Here is a 19,107-nt window from a genome sequence, read left to right as displayed (position 1 = left end):
GATTCCGTGACTGGACGAGTGGTGGTGATCCGGGACTGGAGGAGTGTGAGGGGCAGGGTTTCAGGCGCTGCCGAGTTCCTTGTCGAGCAGTGCCAGCAACTCGCCCGCCGAGGCGTCGTTCACGTCGTCGGCGGAGGCGCCACCAGGGCGCCGCTCGGTCCAGCGGTACAACAGGCGCCGCAGGGCGGACTCGATCTCGCCGTGGTCGGTCTCGGCCAGGTCGGCTTCGGCCAGCATGGTCTCCAGGCCGGCGAGCGTGTCGGCGACGTTCCGCCGTCCGTCCTCGTCGGCCGTCAGCAGACCGTACAGGTGGTCCGCGACCGCGGCGGGGGTCGGGTGGTCGAAGGTCAGGGTGGCGGGCAGGGGCAGCCCGGTGGTGCGCGAGAGCAGGTTGCGCAGTTCGACGGAGGTCAGCGAGTCGAAGCCGAGGTCGGTGAAGGGACGTCGGGCGTCCAGGTCGGTACCGTCGGTATGGCCGAGGACGCGGGCCGCGTGGTCGGTGACGACGCGTGTGACGTATCGGGGACGGTCGGCGGAAGGCACGGTGCGCAGCCGGGCCCGCAGGTCTTCACGGCCCACCGGTGTCCGCTCGGCGCGGCGGCGGGTGGTGGTGCCGGGGGCCAGGCCGGAGAAGAGCCGCGGTAGGTTCTCGGCGCGCGTGAGGTCGAATCGTACGGGCAGCATGAGGGGCCTGTTGTGGGTGAGGGCGGTGTCCCACAGCGCCATGCCGGTGGGGCCGTCGATCGCCGCGGCGCCCCGGCGGGCCATCCGTGCGAGGTCGGCCGCCGTGAGCCCGCCGGCCATACCACCGGGCCGGTCCCAGAGCCCCCAGGCCAGCGACATCCCGGGCAGCCCGGCGGCACGGCGGCGCCGTACGATCGCGTCCATCGCGGCGTTGGCCGCGGCGTAGTTGCCCTGGCCGGGTCCGCCGAGCACACCGCTGGCGGAGGAGAACACCGCGAACAGGCCGAGGTCCAGGTCACGCGAGAACTCGTCGAGATGTGCCACCGCGTCCACCTTGGCGCACAGCACCCGGTCGATCCGTTGCGGCGTGAGCGCGCCGATCAGCCCGTCGTCGAGCAGGCCCGAGGTGTGCACGATGCCGGTGATGCGCCGTCCGGCGAGCAGAGCGGCCACCGCGTCGCGGTCGGAGACGTCGCACGCCTCGATCTCGGCGGTGGCCCCGGCCGCCGCCAACGCCTCGCGCAGTTCGGCGGCGCCCGGTGCTCGCGGTCCGCGCCGTGACACCAACAGCAGCCTGCGGTATCCGGATTCGGCCAGGTGCCGGGCGAGCAGGCCGCCCAGGTCGCCCGTTCCGCCGGTGATGAGAACGGTGCCGTCCGGGTCGGCCGGTGGATCGACGGTCAGCACGATCTTGCCGGTGTGCCGCCCCTGGCTCACGTGGCGGAACGCCTCGGGTGCCTGTCGTACGTCGAACGTCGTCACCGGCAGCGGAGGCAGATATCCCTCCGCGATCAACGCGCGCACCGATGCCAACAGGTCGCCGATCCGTTCCGGCGGCTGGTCCAGCAGGTCGAACGCCCGGTAGTCGATGTCGTCGCGGACGGCGGCGACCTGCTCGGGGGCACGGATGTCCGTCTTGCCGATTTCGAGGAACGTTCCGCCGGGACGCAGCAGTCTCAGCGAGGCGTCGACGAACTCCCCGGTCAGCGAGTTGAGTACGACGTCGAAGTCGTCCGGGAACATCTCCGCGAAGTCCAGGTCACGCGATCCGGCGAGGTGGTCGTCCTCGAAGCCGGCCTCACGCAGCACCGGCCACTTCGTCGGGTGCGCGGTGCCGTACACCTCCGCGCCCAGGTGCCGGGCGAGCTGGGTGGCGGCCATGCCGACCCCACCGGCGGCGGCGTGCACCAGGACCTTCTGTCCGGGCTTCACACGAGCGAGTTCGACGAGCCCGTGGTAGGCCGTCAGGCACACGATGGGCGCCGCCGCGGCCTGCGGATACGACAGACCCGCGGGCATCCGTACCCAGGTGCGCCGGTCGGCGACGAGCACCGGGCCGAACGCCCCCTGGGTCATACCCATCACCCGGTCGCCGGGGGCGAGGTCGGTCACGGCGGAGCCGACGTCCAGCACGGTGCCCGCGGCCTCGCCGCCGAGCCGTCCGACGTCACCCGGGACGAGACCGAGGCCGGTCATGACGTCACGGAAGTTGAGGCCGGCCGCGCGGACGGCGACGCGGATCTCGTCGGGCCCCAGGTCACCGTCGGATTCCGGTGCGGGCAGCCAGGCCAGGTCGTCCAGGCTGCCGGCGCCGCGCATGCCGACACGGACGGGACCGGCCAGCGCGGCGGGGGCGATGGGCAGGTCCGTGTGGTCGTCCATACGCGCCAGCCGCGGCGCGAAGACACCGTACGCACGCACCGCGAGCTGCGGCTCACCGGTGGCGGCCAGCGCCTCCAACAGCCCGTCGTCCACGGCGACCCCGGGGCCCACGTCGACCAGGACGATCCGCCGGGGCGTCTCCGTCTGGGCGCTGGCCCCCAGGGCCCACGCGGCTGCCGCGGCCGGATCCACCACGTCTTGCGGGTAGGCGCCCACAGCGTTCCGGCCGAGCACCACCAACGCGGAGTCGTCCGGGCCCGGTGTGCCGAGGTGCCGTTGAAGCTCGGCGAGCAACGCGTGGCAGACCCGATGCACCACCTCGGGCCCGTACCCCTCGGCGGCAGCCACCCGCACCACCTCGACCCCGGCCCCGGCGCCGGCGGCCGGCACCTCGACCGGAACCCAGTCGACGCGGTACAGGTCGTCCCCTCCCCCGGCGGCGGCCGGGACGGGCGCGGTGAACGGGCGGCCCGCCAACTCGTCCGCCGTGAGAACGGGTTCCCCCCCCGGATCGGTGACCAGCAGCCGCCAACTGTGCCCGCCCGCCCCGCTGGTGGGCGTGAGCGTCGCCCGTACGGCGGTGGCGCCCACCGCGTGCAGACGGACCCGCTTCCAGCTGAACGGAACGACGACCTCGCCATCCGCCTCGCTGACGCTCCGCAGAGCGGCGGCGTGCAACACCGCGTCGAACAGCGCGGGATGGATGCCATAGCCGTCACACGCCACGTCGTCCAACCGCGCCTCCGCGTACACCTCACCCGTCCCACCACCGGCCCAGACGGCGGTCAACCCCTGGAAAGCCGGCCCGTAGTCGAGCCCCGCGGCGGCCAGACGGCCGTACGCGTCGGACACGTCGAGCCCTTCGGCGCCGGCGGGGGGCCAACTCGGGGGCGGTGCCTTCTCGGCGACCGGTTCCGCACACTCCGGCGCGATGGTTCCGGTGGCGTGGGTCGTCCACCGTTCCCCGTCGCGGGTGAGAACGGTGACCGTACGCGTCCCCTCCGCCCCCGCCGGATCCACCACGATCCGCACGGTGGCCGGCAACGGGACGGCATCGTGGATCACCAGTTCGTCCAGCACCGGACACCCCACCCGGTCCCCGGCGGCGACACACAACTCCACCAACGCCGTCCCCGGCAGGATCACCCTGCCGAAGACCCGGTGCTCCGCCAGCCACGGCTGATCGGCCACCGTCATCCGTCCGGTCAGCACCAACGCCCCCGACGTCGGAACCTCCACGGCCGCGGCGAGCAACGGGTGGCCGGCCCCCTCGACTCCGGCCGCAGCCACGCTCGATCCGTACACCGCGGCCGGCCAGTAACGACGGCGCTGGAACGCGTACGTGGGCAACTCCACCATGCGTGCTCCGGTGCTGTCGAACATCGACGCCCAGGACACATCACGACCCCATCGCCATACCGTGCCCACGGCGCTGAGGAGCGTCGCCACCTCAGGACGGTCCCGCCGCAACGCCGTGGCGGCCGGGGTTTCGCCGAACAGGGCGCTGAGGACGGCGTCCGGACCCAGTTCCAGCACGCCGTCGGCCCGCATCGCCGATGTGTCGTGGTGGAAGAGCACGGCAGAACGTACGTGACGGACCCAGTAGTCGGGATCGGTCCACTCGCCGTCCACGGCCTCACCGGTCACGTTGGACACGCCCGGCAGCATCGGTTGGCGGAATTCCACCTCACGCAGTGCCTCGGCGAACGGGGCCAGCATCGGTTCCATCAGGCGTGAGTGGAAGGCGTGGCTGACGCGGAGCCGTTTGGTCTTGACGGTGCTGTCGAGCCCGGCGAGGAACGCCTCGATCTCGGCTTCGGTGCCGGAAACGACCGTGGACGACGGCCCGTTGACCGCCGCCACCTCGATCCCCCGCACCTCGTCAGCGGCGAGCCCGACCGCCGCCATCGCCCCACCCGACGGCAACCCCTGCATCAACCGCGCCCGCGCCGCCACCACCCGGCACGCATCCGCCAACGACCACACACCCGCCACATACGCCGCCGTCAACTCACCAACGGAATGGCCACCCACCACATCCGCCGACACACCCCACGACGTGACCAACTCCCACAACGCCACTTCCAACGTGAACAACGCCGCCTGCGCATAGCCTGTGTCATCCAGGCCAGTCCGCCCGCCGAACATCACCTCCTTCAGCGGATGATCGAACCCCAGATGCCGGTCCAGTTCATCGGCCACCTCATCCACCGCTGCCGCGAACACCGGGAACGTGTCGTACAACTCCCGCCCAGCGCCCACACGCTGCGACCCCTGACCGGTGAACACCACCCCCAAACGCCGCACCACCGGCGCTTCCCCGTCGACCTGGAAACCTCCGCCGAACGACACCGCACGGCACCGCAACGCCGCCCGACCCGCCGCCAGCGAAAACCCCACATCCAGCCGAGACACGTTCTCCGGAACCTGATCAAGCCGTTCGATCTGCTGCTTCAACGCGGCCGGCGAATCACCCGACACCACCCACGGCACCACCGGCAACACCACGGACGCCGTACCGGAGGGCGCCGCAACCGGCGGCGCCCCCTCCACAATCACATGCGCATTCGTCCCCGAAATACCGAACGACGACACCGCCGCCCGACGCGCATGCCCCACCTCCGGCCACGGCCGCGCCTCCGTCACCAACTCCACCGCACCCGACGACCAATCCACCTGCGACGACGGCGCACCCACATGCAACGACGGCGGCACCACACCCGCCCCCATCGCCATCACCATCTTGATCACACCAGCCACACCCGCCGCCGCCTGCGCATGACCGATGTTCGACTTCACCGACCCCAACAACAACGGCCGATCCGCCGCGCGGTCCCGCCCATACGTAGCCAGCAACGCCTGCGCCTCGATCGGATCACCCAGCCGCGTCCCCGTCCCGTGCCCCTCCACCACATCCACATCCGCCGACGACAGCCCACCCCGCGCCAACGCCTGACGAATCACCCGCTGCTGCGACGGACCGTTCGGCGCCGTCAGCCCGTTCGACGCACCATCCTGATTCACCGCCGACCCACGCACCACCGCCAACACCCGACGACCACGACGCACCGCATCGGAAAGCCGCTCCAACAACAACAGGCCGACACCCTCACCCCAACCGGCGCCGTCGGCGTCGTCGGAGAAGGACTTGCAGACGCCGTCGGCCGAGAGCACCCGCTGCCGGGCGAACTCCACGAGGATCGACGGGTAGGTCATCACCGTCACCCCACCGGCCAGGGCCAGGGAGCACTCGCCGTTGCGGAGCGCCTGCGCGGCCAGGTGGACCGCCACGAGCGAGGAGGAGCAGGCGGTGTCGACGGTGACGGCGGGGCCGGCCAGGCCGAGCAGGTAGGAGATGCGGCCGGAGGCCACGCTGGCCGCGCCGCCGATGCCGATGGAGCCGTCCAGCGTGGTCGGGTTGAGGTTTCCGGCGCTGTCGTAGTGGTGGTACATCATGCCCGCGTACACGCCGGTGTCGCTGCCGGCCAGCGAGTGGGGGTCGATGCCGGCGTGCTCGAAGGTCTCCCATGCCGTTTCGAGCAGGACGCGTTGCTGGGGGTCCATCGTGGTCGCCTCGCGGGGCGAGATGCCGAACAGGTCGGCGTCGAAGAGGTCCGCCTCGTGCAGGAAGTGGCCGGCGCGCGCGTAGGTGTGCCCGGGGGCGTCGGGGTCGGGGTCGTAGAGGTCCTCGGGCCAGTCGCGGTTGTCCGGGAACGGCGACAGGGTCTCGCCGCCGTCGGCCACCAGCCGCCACAGGTCGGCGGGCGAGCCGATGCCGCCCGGGTAACGGCAGGCCATCCCCACGATCGCGATCGGCTCCGGGGAACCGGTGGTCAGCCGTTCATTCTCCAGGCGTAACCGCTGGTTTTCCTTCAACGAGGTCCTGAGCGCCCGGACCAATTCGTCCTGAGAATTACCCACTCGCTCTCCCACGGTAGATCGCGGACGCGGCGGACGACGCCACGGCGACTTTCATCGGATGAGCGCGGCATGGAATTCACCCACCCGGCGAATCGAGCATTTGCTCTACCTTCCTCGATTCTTTGCGAGCGGGGTGGGGGCGGGCAACCCTTAGATCGGCCGGGCGCCCCCTATCCGGGCGGGGTCAGCAGCTCGGCGGGGAGCCGGGCCAGTTCGATGCGGCGGCTGATCCCGAGTTTGCGGTAGATCTGGGTGAGGTGCTGCTCAACCGTGCTGACGGTGAGGAAGAGTTCGCCGGCGATGTCGCGGTTGCTGCGTCCGGCCCTGGCCAGCAGCGCCACCCGTTTCTGGCTGGCGGTCAGCGCGGTGGCGGCGGTGCGGTGGGACGTGCCCTCGCCGGGGGCGCCGTCGGCGAGGTGGTCGCGGATCTGCGTGCCCAGTTCGGCGTCGGCGCACTGTTCGGCGAGTTGCAGGGCGGTGGTCAACGTGGCGCGGCCTTGCTGCTGTTCGCCGCTGCGGAGGTGTTCCACGCCCACGTCACGCAGGGTGTAGGCCAGCTCCAGCCGGGCGCCCGCGGCCTCGTGCACCAGCGCCGACTCGCGCAGCAGGTCGAGTCGGAACGGGGGGTCGGCCAGCGCCGCCGCGCTGCGCAGGCTGATGCCGAGCGCTCGTGGCGCGGCGCAGGCACGGGCGAGGCGGACCTCCTCCAGGGCCAGCGCCAGCCCGGCGGGCCGGTCGCCCAGGGCCGCCAGCGCCAGCGCCGCGCCGGATCGCCAGGGCACCACGGTGGGGTTGTCCATCTTCCAGGAACGCAGCGCGTCCCCGCAGGCCATGAAGTCCGCGTGGGCCTCGTCGTGGCGTTTGTCGGCGAGGTGGACGCGTCCGCGGGCGTAGCGGTGGTAGACCCACAGCACGCTGGTGGTCGGCGGTTCGACCGCGACCCGGTCGACCACCTCGGTGTCGTGCAGCAGGCTGGCGACCAGCCTGCTCCACTCGATCACCAGTCGCCACGGCGAGGTGGAGAACTCCTCGGCGGCCAGTTCCAGCGCGAGCGCGTTGTGCCGGGCGGACGCCTTGAGCGAGCCGAGTTGCCGCTCCACGGTGGCCTGGATGGTGAGGAAGACCGACTGCCACGCCGATCCGCCGCCGCGTCGTGCCTGCTGGGCCAGTCGGCGGCTCCACGCCGCGGCGCTCTCCAGGCGGTCCGCGTACAGCAGCGCCCACACCGCGGACAGTACGCACTGGAACGTACCGGGCCCCAACTCCACGACGGAGAGCACTCGTTCGGCGCGCGGCGCGACCTCGTAGGCGGGCATCCCGGCCAGCGCCGCGGTCAGCGCCTCGGCCGCCACCGTCAACGGGGGTGTGTCGCCGATGCCGTTCCAGGTGCCGGCCGTCGGCGCGGCGGGTACGCCGTCCTGGCCTGGGAAGAAGCATCTGATCAGGGTGCGCAGGCCGTGGAACGTGGCGGCGTCGGCGCCGGAGGGCAGCGGGTCACGGAGCAGGGAGAGCGCCGCTTCGCTCTGGCCCGCCCAGCACAACTGCTCGGCGAGGAGCAGCCGCGAGGGGGCGTCCAGCCGGAGGCGCGCGGCGGCCCGCAGGCGGGCCAGTACGTGGGGTTCCGGTGGGTGCGGCGCGCTGCCGTCGGGGCCTTCGTAGAGGCTGAGCAGCCAGGTCTGGACGGTGGGCCAGCGGGCGGGCTCGACCAGGCGGTCCAGCAGCCGGGCGGCGAGCCGGCGGCGGGCCGGGGCGTGCCGGAACCGTGTGGGCGGGGCCTCGTCGTCGACGAGTCCGCGCTCGGCGAGGACGCGTGCGCAGCGGTCGAGCGCGTCCTGCGGCATGCCGGTGAGGCCGGCCAGGTGCTCGTACGGGACCGTTCCGGCGGCGATGCTGAGCAGCAGCGCCGCGGGCAGGAGTTCCGGGTCGAGCGAGTCGGCGAACTGGTCGACGGCGCGGGCGAGTTGGGGTCCGCCGGTGATTCCGACGGCGGAGGCGTTGGCGCTCTCGGGGGCCACACCGCTCGCGGCCATGTCTTCGGCCAGCGCGAGCACGAGGGGCGGGGCGCCGCCGGTGGCGTCGAGCAGGGCCTGTACGAAGGCGACCTCGGGGACGTGGCTGAACGTCGAGGTGAGTGCCTTGCGTGCGGTCAGCCAACTGTTGATGGTCAGTGGCACGGTCGGCCCGGTGCGGGGAGAAGACGATCGGGCGACGAAAGCGTTAACTCAGGCGCATTCTTTAAATCCATGCAAGGTCCCCTGGTAGTAGCGTCGCCACAGGGGACGCGGACCCCGGGGCGAGACACGGAGCACTACGAACGGGCGATTGGTACCGATTGAATCAGTTGACCGCAGATCCATTCAAGAAGTGACGCCATCAATTTCCCCGGGCTGCCCGCGGGTGCAGTGCAATTGCCCTCCTGTACAGCACGGTTCATTCGGTCCGGGATCGCGGGGCGGGCGGACGCGTCCGACGAGGTCGGAGGCGGCGGACGCGCCCTCGCCCGCGCTCCGCGACGCATCACCGTGCCGCCGTGCCGGCTCAGGGGCAGGGCCTGCTCATGTAGAGGGCCTGTTCGCCCTGGGAGGCGGTGCCTTCGTACAGGGTCGTGTCCAGTCCGCAGAAGGAGAAGCCCATCGCCCGGTAGGCGTGGATCGCGGGTGCGTTGACGTTGGTGACTTCCAGCCAGATGTGCGTGGCGCCCCGTTCGCGGGCGAACTCGGCGGCGTGGCACATGAGTTGGCGCCCGACGCCGCGGCCCCGGTGGGCGGGGGCGACCTCGATGTCTTCGACGGTCAGGCGGCGGTTCCACGGCGAGTGGGACACGGCGGCGAAGCCGGCCAGTTCGCCGTCGGCGGTGACGGCGACGACGGTGTGCCGCCGGCCGGTGTCCTCCTCGTCGCCGTGGGGTTCGTCGTCGGGTTCGTCGTCGGGGAAGACCTTGGTCAGCGGCGGGTGGACGGAGGTTTCCCGCAGCGTGAAGCCGTCGTCGGTGACGGCCACCCGGAAGACGGTGCTCGTGGTGAAGGATCCGTCGAGGTCCGCGATGCCCGCCGTGTCCTCGGCCCGGGCGGTGCGGAACGTGTACGCCGCGTCGTCAGCACTGGTCACGGCAGGACCCTACGGCCGTCCGGACCGGCCGCGGTAGGCGGCGACCGCGGTCCGGACGAACGAGCGGACCAGCGGGTTGGTGTCACCGGTGTTCCACGCCACCACCGCGGGGCTCGGCGGCATGTCGGTCAACGGCACGACGGTGAGCCCTTCCACCGGTTCGTCGTCCAGCAGGGTCATGCCGACCGTGCCGTTCCAGAGCACGGCCTGCCGGCATTCCTGGACGGTGCGCACCACCGGGCCCTCGCGGGGTTCCCCGCCGTTCCAGTACGACCGCCACAGCGGGTCGGTGCCCTCCGGGAACCGGAACCAGCGGCGGCCGGCCAGGTCGGCCGTGGTCAGGGTGGCGCGGGCGGCCAGCGGATCGCCGGCGCGCAGCAGGGCTCCCACCGGGTCGGCGCGCAACTCGCGCACGCTCAGACCGGTCTCGTCGAACGGCCCCCGGGTCAGGGCGACGTCGACCGTTCCGGCGTGCAGCCCGCAGGTGGGGTCGGTCAGGCCGGTCTCGCGGACGGTGACCTCGACGCCCGGGTGCCGCGCGCGGAAGGCGGCGGCGAGCCGTGTCGCGTCCGGGTCGGCGCCGTCCCCCAGGACGCCGACGGTGACGGTCGCCGTTCCGGCCGCGGCGGCCACCCGGACGCGTACCCGGTCGGCCTGGTCGAGCAGGGCACGCGCCTCGTCGAGCAGCACGACCCCCACCGGGGTCAGCGTGACGCCGGCGGACGACCGGTCGAACAACGCGGCCCCGATCTCGGTCTCCAGCTGCTTGATCGCCCGGCTCAGCGGCGGCTGGCTCATGTGCAGCCGGACGGCGGCCCGGCCGAAGTGCGACTCCTCGGCGACCGCCACGAAATAACGCAGCGTGCGCAGCTCCATGGTGCGACGATACCCGTGCGGTATCGACGTCGCGGAACAGGTCTTGGACGGACGCGCCACCCTGGCCGTGGAATCACACCATGACTGACGCATCGAAGACCGTATCGGTGGTCGGCCCCGGGGAGGGCGAAACCATCCTCCTGGGCACCACGCGCATGCGCATCCTGGAGGACGGCGGCAACACCGGGCACCGCCTCGGCATCGCCGAGTCCGTCCTCGCCCCGCACACCCCCGGGCCCCCGCAACACCGTCACGCCCAGCACGACGAGGGCTTCTACATCATCTCCGGCACCGTCCGGTTCACCGTCGGCGACCAGGACCACGACGCCCCCGCGGGCACCCTCGTCATGGTCCCGCCCGGCGCCCCGCACACCTTCGCCAACGTCACCGATCAACCGGCCGTCATGCTCAGCACGTTCACCCCGGACCTGTACGTCCAGTACTTCCGCGACCTGCGCACCATGTTCGCCGAGGGCCAGGCGCTCACCCCCGAGGCGAACATCCGCGCCATGACCCGTTACGCCACCGAACCCGCCACCGACTTCTCCTGAGAGCGCGCGCCGCGCCGGGTGGTGGTGTGTTCCGGCCGGGCCGCGCCTACTTGTGCCGCAGCGTCCCCAGCGGGTCGGGGGTCTCCTCCAGCGCGGTGACCGCCGCCTTCCAGGCCGTGTCCCCGGGGTGGAGGGCGCTGCGCAGGAAGGCGGAGGTGAGGCGTTGGACGAGGGCGACGCGGGCGGGGTTCTCGTCGGTGGTCTCGGCGACCTCGTATCCGGGGATGCCGCCGAGTGAGTGTTCCGCGCCGAAGAGGGTGAGCAGGCTCTTGTCGGCCGGGCTGTGGGTGTAGGGGTCGGTGAACCAGTCCGGTCCGCGCGTCGACAGCGGGGAGTCGTCGTGGTCCCCGGCGACGATGAGCGCCGGGGTGGTCATGTGGTCGAAGGACGGCCTCATGAAGGGGAGGTGTTCGGCGGCGAACGGGGTGAGATCGTCGCCGAGGCCGGGCAGGGCGAGGAGCACGCCCGCCTTGACGCGGGGGTCGGACATGTCGTCACCGGGAACGCCGTCGGGGCCGAGGACGCGTGCGCCCAGCAGGGTGCTCGCCGTCTGGGCGCCCCAGGAGTGGCCGGCCACGGCGACGGCGTCGTGGTCGACCCGTCCGCCGAGGCCCGGCACGGAGGCTTCCAGCACGTCGAGTCCGTCCAGCACGCGTGTGACGTCCTCGACACGGATGCGCCAGATCCGTGGGGTACGGGGGTCGTCGGCGGGGATGGCGAGCGTGCGGGAGTCGAGGTGGGTGGGTTGTACGACGACGAAGCCCTCGGCGGCCCAGAAGTCGGCGAGCGGCGCGTAGCCGTTCATGGACCAGCCGAAGCCGTGCGAGAAGACGATGACGGGAAGTCGATCGCCGGTGGCCGGGGCGGAGACGCGGACCTGGAGGTCCTCGCCGCGGCCCGGGGCGGGCAGGACGACCGGCTTCGCGGATATGACGGTGGTGGGGGTACCCGTGGGTACGTCGGACATGGCGTGCCTTCCGTTGAACGGTCAAAAACGGAGCGTCGTTCCGCTTGAACAATACGGAGCAACGTTCCGCTTCGCAACACCGAACAGGCGACCTCCCACGGGACCCCCGATTGCCAACCGGACCGTCAGTCCGTATCGTCAAAGCGGACCGAAAGTCCGGATCCTTGATTGTCGTGGAGGTCATCCATGTCCGCATCGCCGTCCCCCGCGGATCTGTACCGCCGCAGCCTGCGGTTGCTCCTGGAAAAAGACATCGCCGGCTGGGTCGGCCTGTGGGCCGAGGACGGCGTGATGGAGTTCCCGTTCGCCCCCGACGGCTGGCCGGAGCGACTGGAGGGCAAGGAGGCCATCGCCGCCTACATGCGCCACTACCCCGACCACATCGACCTGCGTGACTTTCCCACCGTGCGAATCCACACCACCACCGATCCGGAGGTGATCGTGGTGGAGATGCGCGGCACCGGCCGCCTGGTGCGGACCGGCGAGCCCTTCGACATGACCTACGTCGCCGTGGTCACCGTCGTGCGGGGACGCATCACGTCCTACCGCGACTACTGGAACCCGCTCGCCGTCGCCACCCGACCCGGCGCCGACTTCACCCGGAGCCTTCGATGACCACCACCGGAACCACACTGGTCATCGGCGCCACCGGCACCACCGGAAGCCGCACCACCGCCCAACTGACGGCGGCGGGCCACCGCGTCAAGGCCGGCAGCCGCCGCGCCCTCCCGGTCGCCGGGGCCGAACCGGTCGCCTTCGACTGGTACGAACCCGCCACTCACGCCGCCGCCCTCGACGGGGTCGACCGCGTCTACCTCGTTCCGCCCGTGGGCGACTACGACCCGGCGACGGTCATGCTGCCGTTCCTGCGTCGGGCCCGCGCCGCGGGCGTACACCGCGCGGTGCTCCTGAGTTCCTCGGCCATCCCCGCGGGCGGCCCTGCGGTGGGCGCCGTGCACCAGGCGCTGCCCGGCCTGTTCGAGCAGTGGGCGGTGCTGCGCCCCTCGTGGTTCATGCAGAACTTCACCGGCGCCCACGCGCACGCCGACAGCATCCGCCGAGAAGGCGTCATCCGCACCGCCACCGGGGACGGCCGGGTCGCCTTCGTCGACGCGGACGACATCGCGGCCGTCGCCGTCCACGCCCTCACCGACGACACGGCACCCGGCACCGACCTCGTCCTGACGGGGCCGGAAACGCTCAGCCACGACGACATCGCCGCGACCGTCACCAAGGTCACCGGGCGGCCCGTGGTCCACCACCAGCTGACCTACGAGCAGATGCGCGACCACCTCACGGCACACGTACCGGCGGAGTTCGCCGCCATGCTGGCCGGCCTGGACCGTGCCATCGCGCAGGGGTCGGAGGACCGCGTCACCGACACCGTCCAGCGCCTCACCGGCCGTCCCGCGCGCACCTTCCGTGCCCTGCTGGAAAGCCTGAGGCGGCACGGCAGTTGACGTCCCCGCTACCTCCCCCGCCGTGGTTCGGCCGACCACGCCCAGGCCGGTGCCCAGGTGCCGGTGTCGTCGTGGTCGGTGCGGGCGGAGCGGAGGTGGTCGCGGAGCGCGGCGAGTACCGGGTGCGGGTTGTCGCGGTGCCATACCAGCGAGTGGGGGTAGACCGGTGTGGGGTCCCGCACGGTGATCCGTCGCAGGCCGTGGTCGGTGGGCCACACCAGATGCGTCCGCTCGCCGACGAAGGTGGCCAGTTCCGGGGAGCCGGCGACGGTCTCCAGCACGGGTTCGGTGCCGAAGTCGGGGCCGGTGATCTCGATGGTGAGCCCGAACGCGGCGGCGAGGGCGTCGTAGTAGGCGCCCCATTCCGTGCCGGGGACGAGGCCGGGCATCCAGATCCGGTGTCCGACGAGCCCGGCGGGGGTGACCGCGTGGGCGGCGGCGAGTTCGTGGGCCGGGCCGGTGAGGAGCTGGATCGGCTCGCCGTAGACCCGTACCGCCTCGATGTCGTCGGGGAGCGCACGGCCGGGCATGGTGACGGCACGGAAGGAGGCGTCGATCACACCGGACCGGATGGCGTCGACGGCCGCGTCGGCGTCGAAGAGGGTCACCACGTCGAGTTCGGTGCCGGGATGGGCGCGCCGGAAGTCACTCAGCAGGGTGGCCGGGGCGAGGCGGCGCCCGATCACGTCCACCCGCAACGGGCGGCTGCCAGGACGGACGGAGGCAGCCGCCCGCTCCTCGGCCCGCAGCAGATCACGGGCGTGGGGCAGGAACGCCTGTCCGTCGATGGTGAGTTTCGCGCCGCGCGCGGTACGGGTGAACAGCCGCACGCCGAGCGTCTTCTCCAGCGTGGCGATGCGTTTGGAGACCGCCTGCTGGGTGATCGACAGCCCGGCGGCGGCGTCCTGGAACCGCCCCGCGTCCGCGGCGGCCACGAAGGTGCGCACAGCGTCGAGATCCACGCCGGCCAGCGTAATGGCACAACCGACGGTTGTGCTTTCATGGCTGGTCGGTTGTTTGATCTCGCCGTCCGTCACTCGCTTGGATGCCGGTGGTCAGCATGTGGTGGTCCCGGGTCGGCGAGGGGTGCGTGGGGTATGGCGGGCAGGCGGGCGCTGGGGCGGGAGTTCGGGTGGTTGTGGGCGGCGTACGCCGTCAGCGCGTACGGCACGGGGTTCGGGTTCGGCGCGTTCCCGCTGATCGCGGTCCTGGTGCTGCATTCCGGGCCGACCCAGGTGGCGGCGTTGGCCGCGGCGGGGCGGGCGGTGGGGGCCGTGGTGGCGGTGCCGTTCGGTCCGTGGGTGGAGTTCCGGCGCAAGCGCCCGGTGATGGTCGCGATGGATCTGACGCGGTTCGCCGCGCTGCTGAGCGTCCCCGTGGCGTTCGCGTTCGGTCTGCTCGGCTTCGGTCAGCTGCTGCTCGTCTCCGTCGTCGTCGCCGCGGCCGACATCGCCTTCAAGGCGGCCAGTGGTGCCTTCCTCAAGGCGCTCGTGCCGCCGGAGGACCTGCTCGTCGCGAACGGCCGGATGGAGTCCACGACGTGGAGCGCGACCGTGATCGGACCACCGCTCGGCGGGGCCGCGATCGGACTGTTCGGCCCGGTGACGACCGTGGTCGCGGACGCGTTCAGCTACCTGCTCTCGGCGCTGGGCATCCGGGCGATCGGCGGGACGGAACCGGGTCCGGCACGCGGCGGTGCTCCCCGGCTGCGCGCGGGTGATCTGCTCGTCGGATGGCGCCACATCCTCACCCATCCCACGCTGCGCCCGCTGTTCTTCAACAGCGTCCTGGTCAACGGTCTGATCATGGCCACCGAACCGCTGCTCTCGGTGCTGCTGCTGGGGCGCCTCGGGTTCGCGCCGTGGCAGTACGGGCTGGTGTTCGCGGCGCCGTGCGTCGGGGGGCTGGTCGGTTCCCGTGTGGCGGGGCGGCTCGTGGCACGGTTCGGGCAGCGGCGGGTGCTGCTGACCGCCGGGGCGCTGCGGGCGTGCTGGTCGGTGGGGTTGGCGTTCGTCCGGCCCGGGGCGGCCGGGATGGTGCTCGTGTTCGCCGTGCAGCTCGCCCTGGTGACGTGTTGTGGTGTCTACAACCCGGTGCTGGCCACCTGCCGGCTCGACAACACCGCGCCCGACCGGGTGGCCCGTACCCTGTCCGCGTGGTCGGTCAGCAGCAGCGCGGCCATCGCGACGCTGACCGCCCTGTGGGGTCTGCTCGCCGCCGTCACCGGCCCCCGTACCGCGATCGCGGCCGCCGGGGTCCTCCTCCTGGCCACCCCGCTGCTGCTCCCGCGCCGCGAGCGCGCGCCCCGCGACGCGACGCGGCAGGCCGCGAGCCACACCTGACGGGCCGGGGCCATGGTGCTGTTCCGGTGACACCGGGCCCGCACGTCCCCGCGCCGACCGCGCGCCCCGGCTACGGTGCCGTCCCGGGGGAGGGAGATACGGAGGCACACAGTGCGCGACAGCGGCCGGAACCCGAAGCGACCCCCTCTGCGGATCACCCACCGGGAAGAGCACGGCTGGGCGGTGGTGACCGTCCGGGGGGCCGCCGACTTCGACACCACCCCCGTGCTGGGAGCACATCCGCGATCTGCTGAAGGCGGGCCACGACCGGATCCTGATCGATCTGCTCGCCGTGGACTTCATGGGCTCCTCCGGGCTCGGCACCCTGGTCGCGGCCCACAAGGCCCTCCGCCAGGCCGACGGCGAACTCCGCGTGGCCTGCACCGACGCCCGGATCCGCGGGATGATCCACCTGACCGGCCTGGACCGGTTCATCCCGCTGTACGCCTCCCTCACCGCGGCCCTGGAGGGACGGTGACCGGTCCCGCGGCTCAGTAGCCTTGCAGGATGTTCGACTCGTCCGACTTCGACCTGCGGCCGTACGAGGGGTTCGACATGGCTCCCTACGTCCGTCGCACCTACTGCAGCTGGAACGCCAAAGGCTGGCGGTCGCTGCTGGTCCAGCGGTTCGACCACGCGGCGAACGCCGACGGTCTGGAGCTGCCGGGGACGGCCGATCTCCATCTGGTCCTGGTCGTCGCGGGCCGTGCCGAGCTGGAGACCCGGGCCGACGGCGGATGGCGGCGGCACCGCTGGGTGCCGGGGCGGCTGGAGCTGGTCGTCCCGGGCCGCCCCACCACGTGGCGCTACCGGGCGACCACGGCCCTGCGCAGTGTGCAGGCGCACATCCCGTACCGCACCGTCGAGCGGGCCGCCGAGCGGATGGACGGTGCCGTCGTGGACTACGAGCGGATGGCCGCCGCCGTGGCCGCGGGTGACCCGGTGGTGGCGGAGGTGCTGTCGGCGCTGGGGTCGGCGGACGAGACGTCCGACCTGTACGCCGAGTCGGCGGCGGCGTTCCTCACGGCGCATCTGCTGACCCGGGGCCGTACTCCGGCACCGGCCAAGGAGGACGGCCGGGTCGGGGCCGCCATCGCGCTGATGCGTGACCGGCTGGCGGAGCCGGTGACCCTGGCCGATCTCGCCGCCGAGGCACACCTGAGCCCGTACCACTTCCTGCGTGTCTTCAAGGCGACGACCGGGCAGACACCGCACCGGTTCCTCACCCGGTTGCGGATCGAGGCCGCCCAGCGGCTGCTGGTCAACGGGGACCTCACGGTCGCCGAGATCGCGCGCCGGTGCGGGTTCGGCAGCCCCGGTGCCTTGTCGGCGTCGTTCCTGCGGCACACGGGGATGCGGCCGTCCGACTACCGCAAGTCGTGACCGCCGGTTCCGCAATCGCGCGTATGGAGCGCGCGCCGCGGGGTCCCTAGGCTCGTCGGCATGTCCACCGCGTACCACGTGACCGCTCGGTCGGCGGCTGATCCGCACACCGTCTTCGCCATCCTGCTCCGCGGCGCCACCTGGCCGTCGTGGTCGCCGATCGACGCCTTCTCGCTCGACGGCCCCGGCCCGGCCGACGGTCCGCAACACGTCGGCGACGTACGGGAGTTCCGCACCGGCCGCAACGTCAGCCGTGAACGGGTGGACAAGCTGGAGCCCCCGTCCCGCTTCGAGTACTCCATCGTCGGCTCCGGCCCCCTGAAGGACTACCGTGCCGTCGTCGAGCTGCGCCCCGCCGCCTCGGGGCAGGGTACGGAGATCCACTGGTCGGCCACGTTCCGTCCCCAGTTGGCCGGAACCGGCTGGTTCTGGCGGTCGTACCTGAGCCGCTACATGCAGCGCATGGTCGAGGGTCTGGCCGCCTACGCCGCCGAGCACGCGGGCGAGTTCAGCGCGTAACGACGCGTGGCCGGCGGGGTCACGCCGTCCGGCCGGCCAACCATCGCCGATCAGGCGGCTGTTACGCTCCCGTGACCATATGGTCCAGGCATCATCATGTGCCACGTCCAGTCTGGTGGTCGCAGGGCGACCGAGAAGGATGTGGGATGAACGCAGCGCCGAAGCGGAGCGCGAGAAAGCACGCGGGCGGGCCGGCGCACCGCCGCAGGGGACCGTATCTGATCCTCGGGCTGGCCTCGCTGGCTCTGCTCGGCGCGGTGGTCGTCGTGGTGAAGCCGGGGGAGGCGGCGCGTGCGGGCGCGTCGGTGACGGCATACCGGAGCGCTCCGCCCGGTCCGACCGCAGACGTCGGGCCCAGCGTCACGGCCAGTGCGAGCGCTCACATCACCCGGAGCGGTACCGCCGGTTCCCCCACCGGCCCGGCCGGGCCCACGCCGGGTGGTACGAACCCGTCCCCGGGGGGCGGTCAGGACGGGCGAACCTCGACGGTCTCCGAGCACGGCACCGGTGTCTTCACCACCGCGCAGGCATCGGGCGATGCGGCGGGGGGCGGGCGCATACGCCGTTTCAAGGTGGAGGTCGAGGACGGCACGGGGATATCGGCAGCCGGCGCGGCGGAGGAGATCCGCGGCATACTCGCCAGTCCGCGCGGCTGGACACGCGACGGGCACGACGGCTTCCAGCTGGTCTCGTCGGGAGACGCCGACTTCGTGGTCAAGATCGCCACCCCGGACACGGTGGACGCCATCTGCGGTGCCGCGGGCCTGCACACCCACGGCGAGGTCAACTGCGACGTCGGCCCCACCGTGGTGGTCAACCTCAAGCGCTGGATGCTGGGTTCACCGCAGTTCCCCGGGCCCATCCACGACTACCGTGCCCTGATCGTCAACCACGAGGTCGGCCACCGCATCGGCCACGGCCACGAAGGCTGCCCGGGCCCCGGCCGGCCCGCCCCCGTGATGATGCAGCAGATCGACGGACTCCACGGCTGCACGGCCAACGCCTGGCCGTACGACGCCGACGGCCGTTACCTTCAGGGGCCCTCGGTTCCCTGACGACCCGTCACTTCGCGGTCGCCGAGGACCACGAGCAGCGTCACACCGGCGAACACCAGGTCACGGGTGGCGGCCTCCAGCCCGTTCCACTGCTTGGACTGCCACATCGCGAACCACTCCCCGCCGACGGCCAGGAAGCCCGCGCCGAACAGCAGCACCGTCATCACCAGGCCGTACGCGCTCCAGGACCGGGCGCGTCCCGGCACGACGAACCACAACGCGGTGGCGCAGACCAGCACCAGCGCGGTGATCGTCTCCCAGGCGATGATCAGGACGTAGGCCGCGTCGGCGACGCGCGGTGAGGTGATGCCACGCCACATCAGCGCCTTGTCGTGGAACGTGGTGTCCATCGCCAGGACGTGGCGGACGAACTGCTGGTTGGTGCCGAAGTCGGTGATGTTCCCGAAGGCCACCAGCGCCATGTAGAGGGCCACGGAGGCGGTCAGCGCCACGGCCGCCAGCCGCCGTGGCGCGAGCACCGCCGCGCGTCGTCCACCCGTCGCACCACCGCGTCTCGTCCCCGGCACCCCGACCCCCTCGCCATCACCCTGTCCCGGCCCAGTCCTTCCCCCGTATCCT

At 72.1% G+C, this 19,107-nt stretch carries 13 protein-coding genes and 2 pseudogenes; 8 read left to right on the top strand and 7 right to left on the bottom strand.

Features of this window, described 5'->3' with window-relative positions; genetic code table 11:
* Positions 1–60: 60 nt before the first annotated feature.
* The 4 genes and pseudogenes from SCATT_RS34125 to SCATT_RS34110 form a co-directional block, all read right to left on the bottom strand.
* Positions 61–6,174 (bottom strand): annotated as a pseudogene (locus SCATT_RS34125) (type I polyketide synthase); the annotation flags it as partial.
* 263 nt (positions 6,175–6,437) lie between these two features.
* Positions 6,438–8,441, bottom strand: a complete 2,004-nt coding sequence (locus SCATT_RS34120) for a helix-turn-helix transcriptional regulator (protein WP_014150771.1) — start codon at positions 8,439–8,441, stop codon at positions 6,438–6,440.
* A gap of 364 nt (positions 8,442–8,805) precedes the next feature.
* On the bottom strand, positions 8,806–9,375 hold the full coding sequence (locus SCATT_RS34115; protein ID WP_014150772.1) for a GNAT family N-acetyltransferase: 570 nt from the start codon (positions 9,373–9,375) through the stop codon (positions 8,806–8,808).
* Between the two features lie 9 nt (positions 9,376–9,384).
* The gene (locus SCATT_RS34110; protein ID WP_014150773.1) at positions 9,385–10,251 is read right to left on the bottom strand and encodes a LysR family transcriptional regulator; all 867 of its coding nucleotides are present in this window, start codon (positions 10,249–10,251) and stop codon (positions 9,385–9,387) included.
* 80 nt (positions 10,252–10,331) lie between these two features.
* Between SCATT_RS34110 and SCATT_RS34105 the strand changes: the two genes are divergently transcribed.
* Positions 10,332–10,802 (top strand): cupin domain-containing protein, encoded by a 471-nt coding sequence (locus tag SCATT_RS34105; RefSeq protein WP_014627071.1) that lies wholly within the window; start codon positions 10,332–10,334, stop codon positions 10,800–10,802.
* A 46-nt stretch (positions 10,803–10,848) separates the two neighbouring features.
* On the opposite strand, the gene SCATT_RS34100 is transcribed toward SCATT_RS34105, so the two are convergent.
* On the bottom strand, positions 10,849–11,769 hold the full coding sequence (locus tag SCATT_RS34100; protein ID WP_014150775.1) for an alpha/beta hydrolase family protein: 921 nt from the start codon (positions 11,767–11,769) through the stop codon (positions 10,849–10,851).
* A 186-nt stretch (positions 11,770–11,955) separates the two neighbouring features.
* Between SCATT_RS34100 and SCATT_RS34095 the strand changes: the two genes are divergently transcribed.
* Together SCATT_RS34095 and SCATT_RS34090 are read left to right on the top strand one after the other, a co-directional pair.
* Positions 11,956–12,384: a nuclear transport factor 2 family protein gene (locus SCATT_RS34095; RefSeq protein WP_014150776.1), complete on the top strand. Its 429-nt coding sequence runs from the start codon at positions 11,956–11,958 to the stop codon at positions 12,382–12,384.
* Entirely contained in the window at positions 12,381–13,229 is an 849-nt protein-coding gene (locus SCATT_RS34090; protein ID WP_014150777.1) for an NmrA family NAD(P)-binding protein, read from the top strand. The genes SCATT_RS34095 and SCATT_RS34090 overlap by 4 nt, the downstream gene beginning before the upstream one ends.
* Before the next feature lie 8 nt (positions 13,230–13,237).
* On the opposite strand, the gene SCATT_RS34085 is transcribed toward SCATT_RS34090, so the two are convergent.
* Entirely contained in the window at positions 13,238–14,191 is a 954-nt protein-coding gene (locus SCATT_RS34085; RefSeq protein ID WP_014150778.1) for a LysR family transcriptional regulator, read from the bottom strand.
* Between the two features lie 135 nt (positions 14,192–14,326).
* Here SCATT_RS34085 and SCATT_RS34080 point away from each other — a divergent pair, with 135 nt between their 5' ends.
* The 5 genes and pseudogenes from SCATT_RS34080 (at position 14,327) to SCATT_RS34060 (ending at position 18,528) form a co-directional block, all read left to right on the top strand.
* Positions 14,327–15,571: an MFS transporter gene (locus SCATT_RS34080; protein WP_014150779.1), complete on the top strand. Its 1,245-nt coding sequence runs from the start codon at positions 14,327–14,329 to the stop codon at positions 15,569–15,571.
* 229 nt (positions 15,572–15,800) lie between these two features.
* Positions 15,801–16,049: pseudogene (locus tag SCATT_RS35755) on the top strand (STAS domain-containing protein); the annotation flags it as partial.
* A 29-nt stretch (positions 16,050–16,078) separates the two neighbouring features.
* Positions 16,079–16,954, top strand: coding sequence for a helix-turn-helix domain-containing protein (locus SCATT_RS34070; RefSeq protein WP_014150781.1), 876 nt, complete (start codon positions 16,079–16,081; stop codon positions 16,952–16,954).
* Between the two features lie 60 nt (positions 16,955–17,014).
* On the top strand, positions 17,015–17,473 hold the full coding sequence (locus SCATT_RS34065) for an SRPBCC family protein (protein ID WP_014150782.1): 459 nt from the start codon (positions 17,015–17,017) through the stop codon (positions 17,471–17,473).
* Between the two features lie 146 nt (positions 17,474–17,619).
* Positions 17,620–18,528, top strand: coding sequence for a DUF3152 domain-containing protein (locus tag SCATT_RS34060; RefSeq protein ID WP_014150783.1), 909 nt, complete (start codon positions 17,620–17,622; stop codon positions 18,526–18,528).
* Here the strand turns inward: SCATT_RS34060 and SCATT_RS34055 are convergent.
* Positions 18,507–19,007 (bottom strand): DUF2165 domain-containing protein, encoded by a 501-nt coding sequence (locus tag SCATT_RS34055; RefSeq protein WP_014150784.1) that lies wholly within the window; start codon positions 19,005–19,007, stop codon positions 18,507–18,509. The two genes, SCATT_RS34060 and SCATT_RS34055, sit on opposite strands and share 22 nt — an antisense overlap.
* Positions 19,008–19,107: the final 100 nt, after the last annotated feature.

Origin of the sequence: Streptantibioticus cattleyicolor NRRL 8057 = DSM 46488 (assembly GCF_000240165.1) — a bacterium.
GTDB classification, from domain to species: domain Bacteria; phylum Actinomycetota; class Actinomycetes; order Streptomycetales; family Streptomycetaceae; genus Streptantibioticus; species Streptantibioticus cattleyicolor.
Note: the sequence above shows the minus strand (reverse complement) of the source record. Positions and strands in the feature narration are given on the sequence as shown.

Coding starts and splice junctions, on each gene's coding strand:
- SCATT_RS34110 (WP_014150773.1), bottom strand. CDS start 10,251: ATGGAGCTGCGCACGCTGCGTTATTTCGTGGCGGTCGCCGAGGAGTCG.
- SCATT_RS34105 (WP_014627071.1), top strand. CDS start 10,332: ATGACTGACGCATCGAAGACCGTATCGGTGGTCGGCCCCGGGGAGGGC.
- SCATT_RS34100 (WP_014150775.1), bottom strand. CDS start 11,769: ATGTCCGACGTACCCACGGGTACCCCCACCACCGTCATATCCGCGAAG.
- SCATT_RS34095 (WP_014150776.1), top strand. CDS start 11,956: ATGTCCGCATCGCCGTCCCCCGCGGATCTGTACCGCCGCAGCCTGCGG.
- SCATT_RS34090 (WP_014150777.1), top strand. CDS start 12,381: ATGACCACCACCGGAACCACACTGGTCATCGGCGCCACCGGCACCACC.
- SCATT_RS34080 (WP_014150779.1), top strand. CDS start 14,327: ATGGCGGGCAGGCGGGCGCTGGGGCGGGAGTTCGGGTGGTTGTGGGCG.
- SCATT_RS34070 (WP_014150781.1), top strand. CDS start 16,079: ATGTTCGACTCGTCCGACTTCGACCTGCGGCCGTACGAGGGGTTCGAC.
- SCATT_RS34065 (WP_014150782.1), top strand. CDS start 17,015: ATGTCCACCGCGTACCACGTGACCGCTCGGTCGGCGGCTGATCCGCAC.
- SCATT_RS34060 (WP_014150783.1), top strand. CDS start 17,620: ATGAACGCAGCGCCGAAGCGGAGCGCGAGAAAGCACGCGGGCGGGCCG.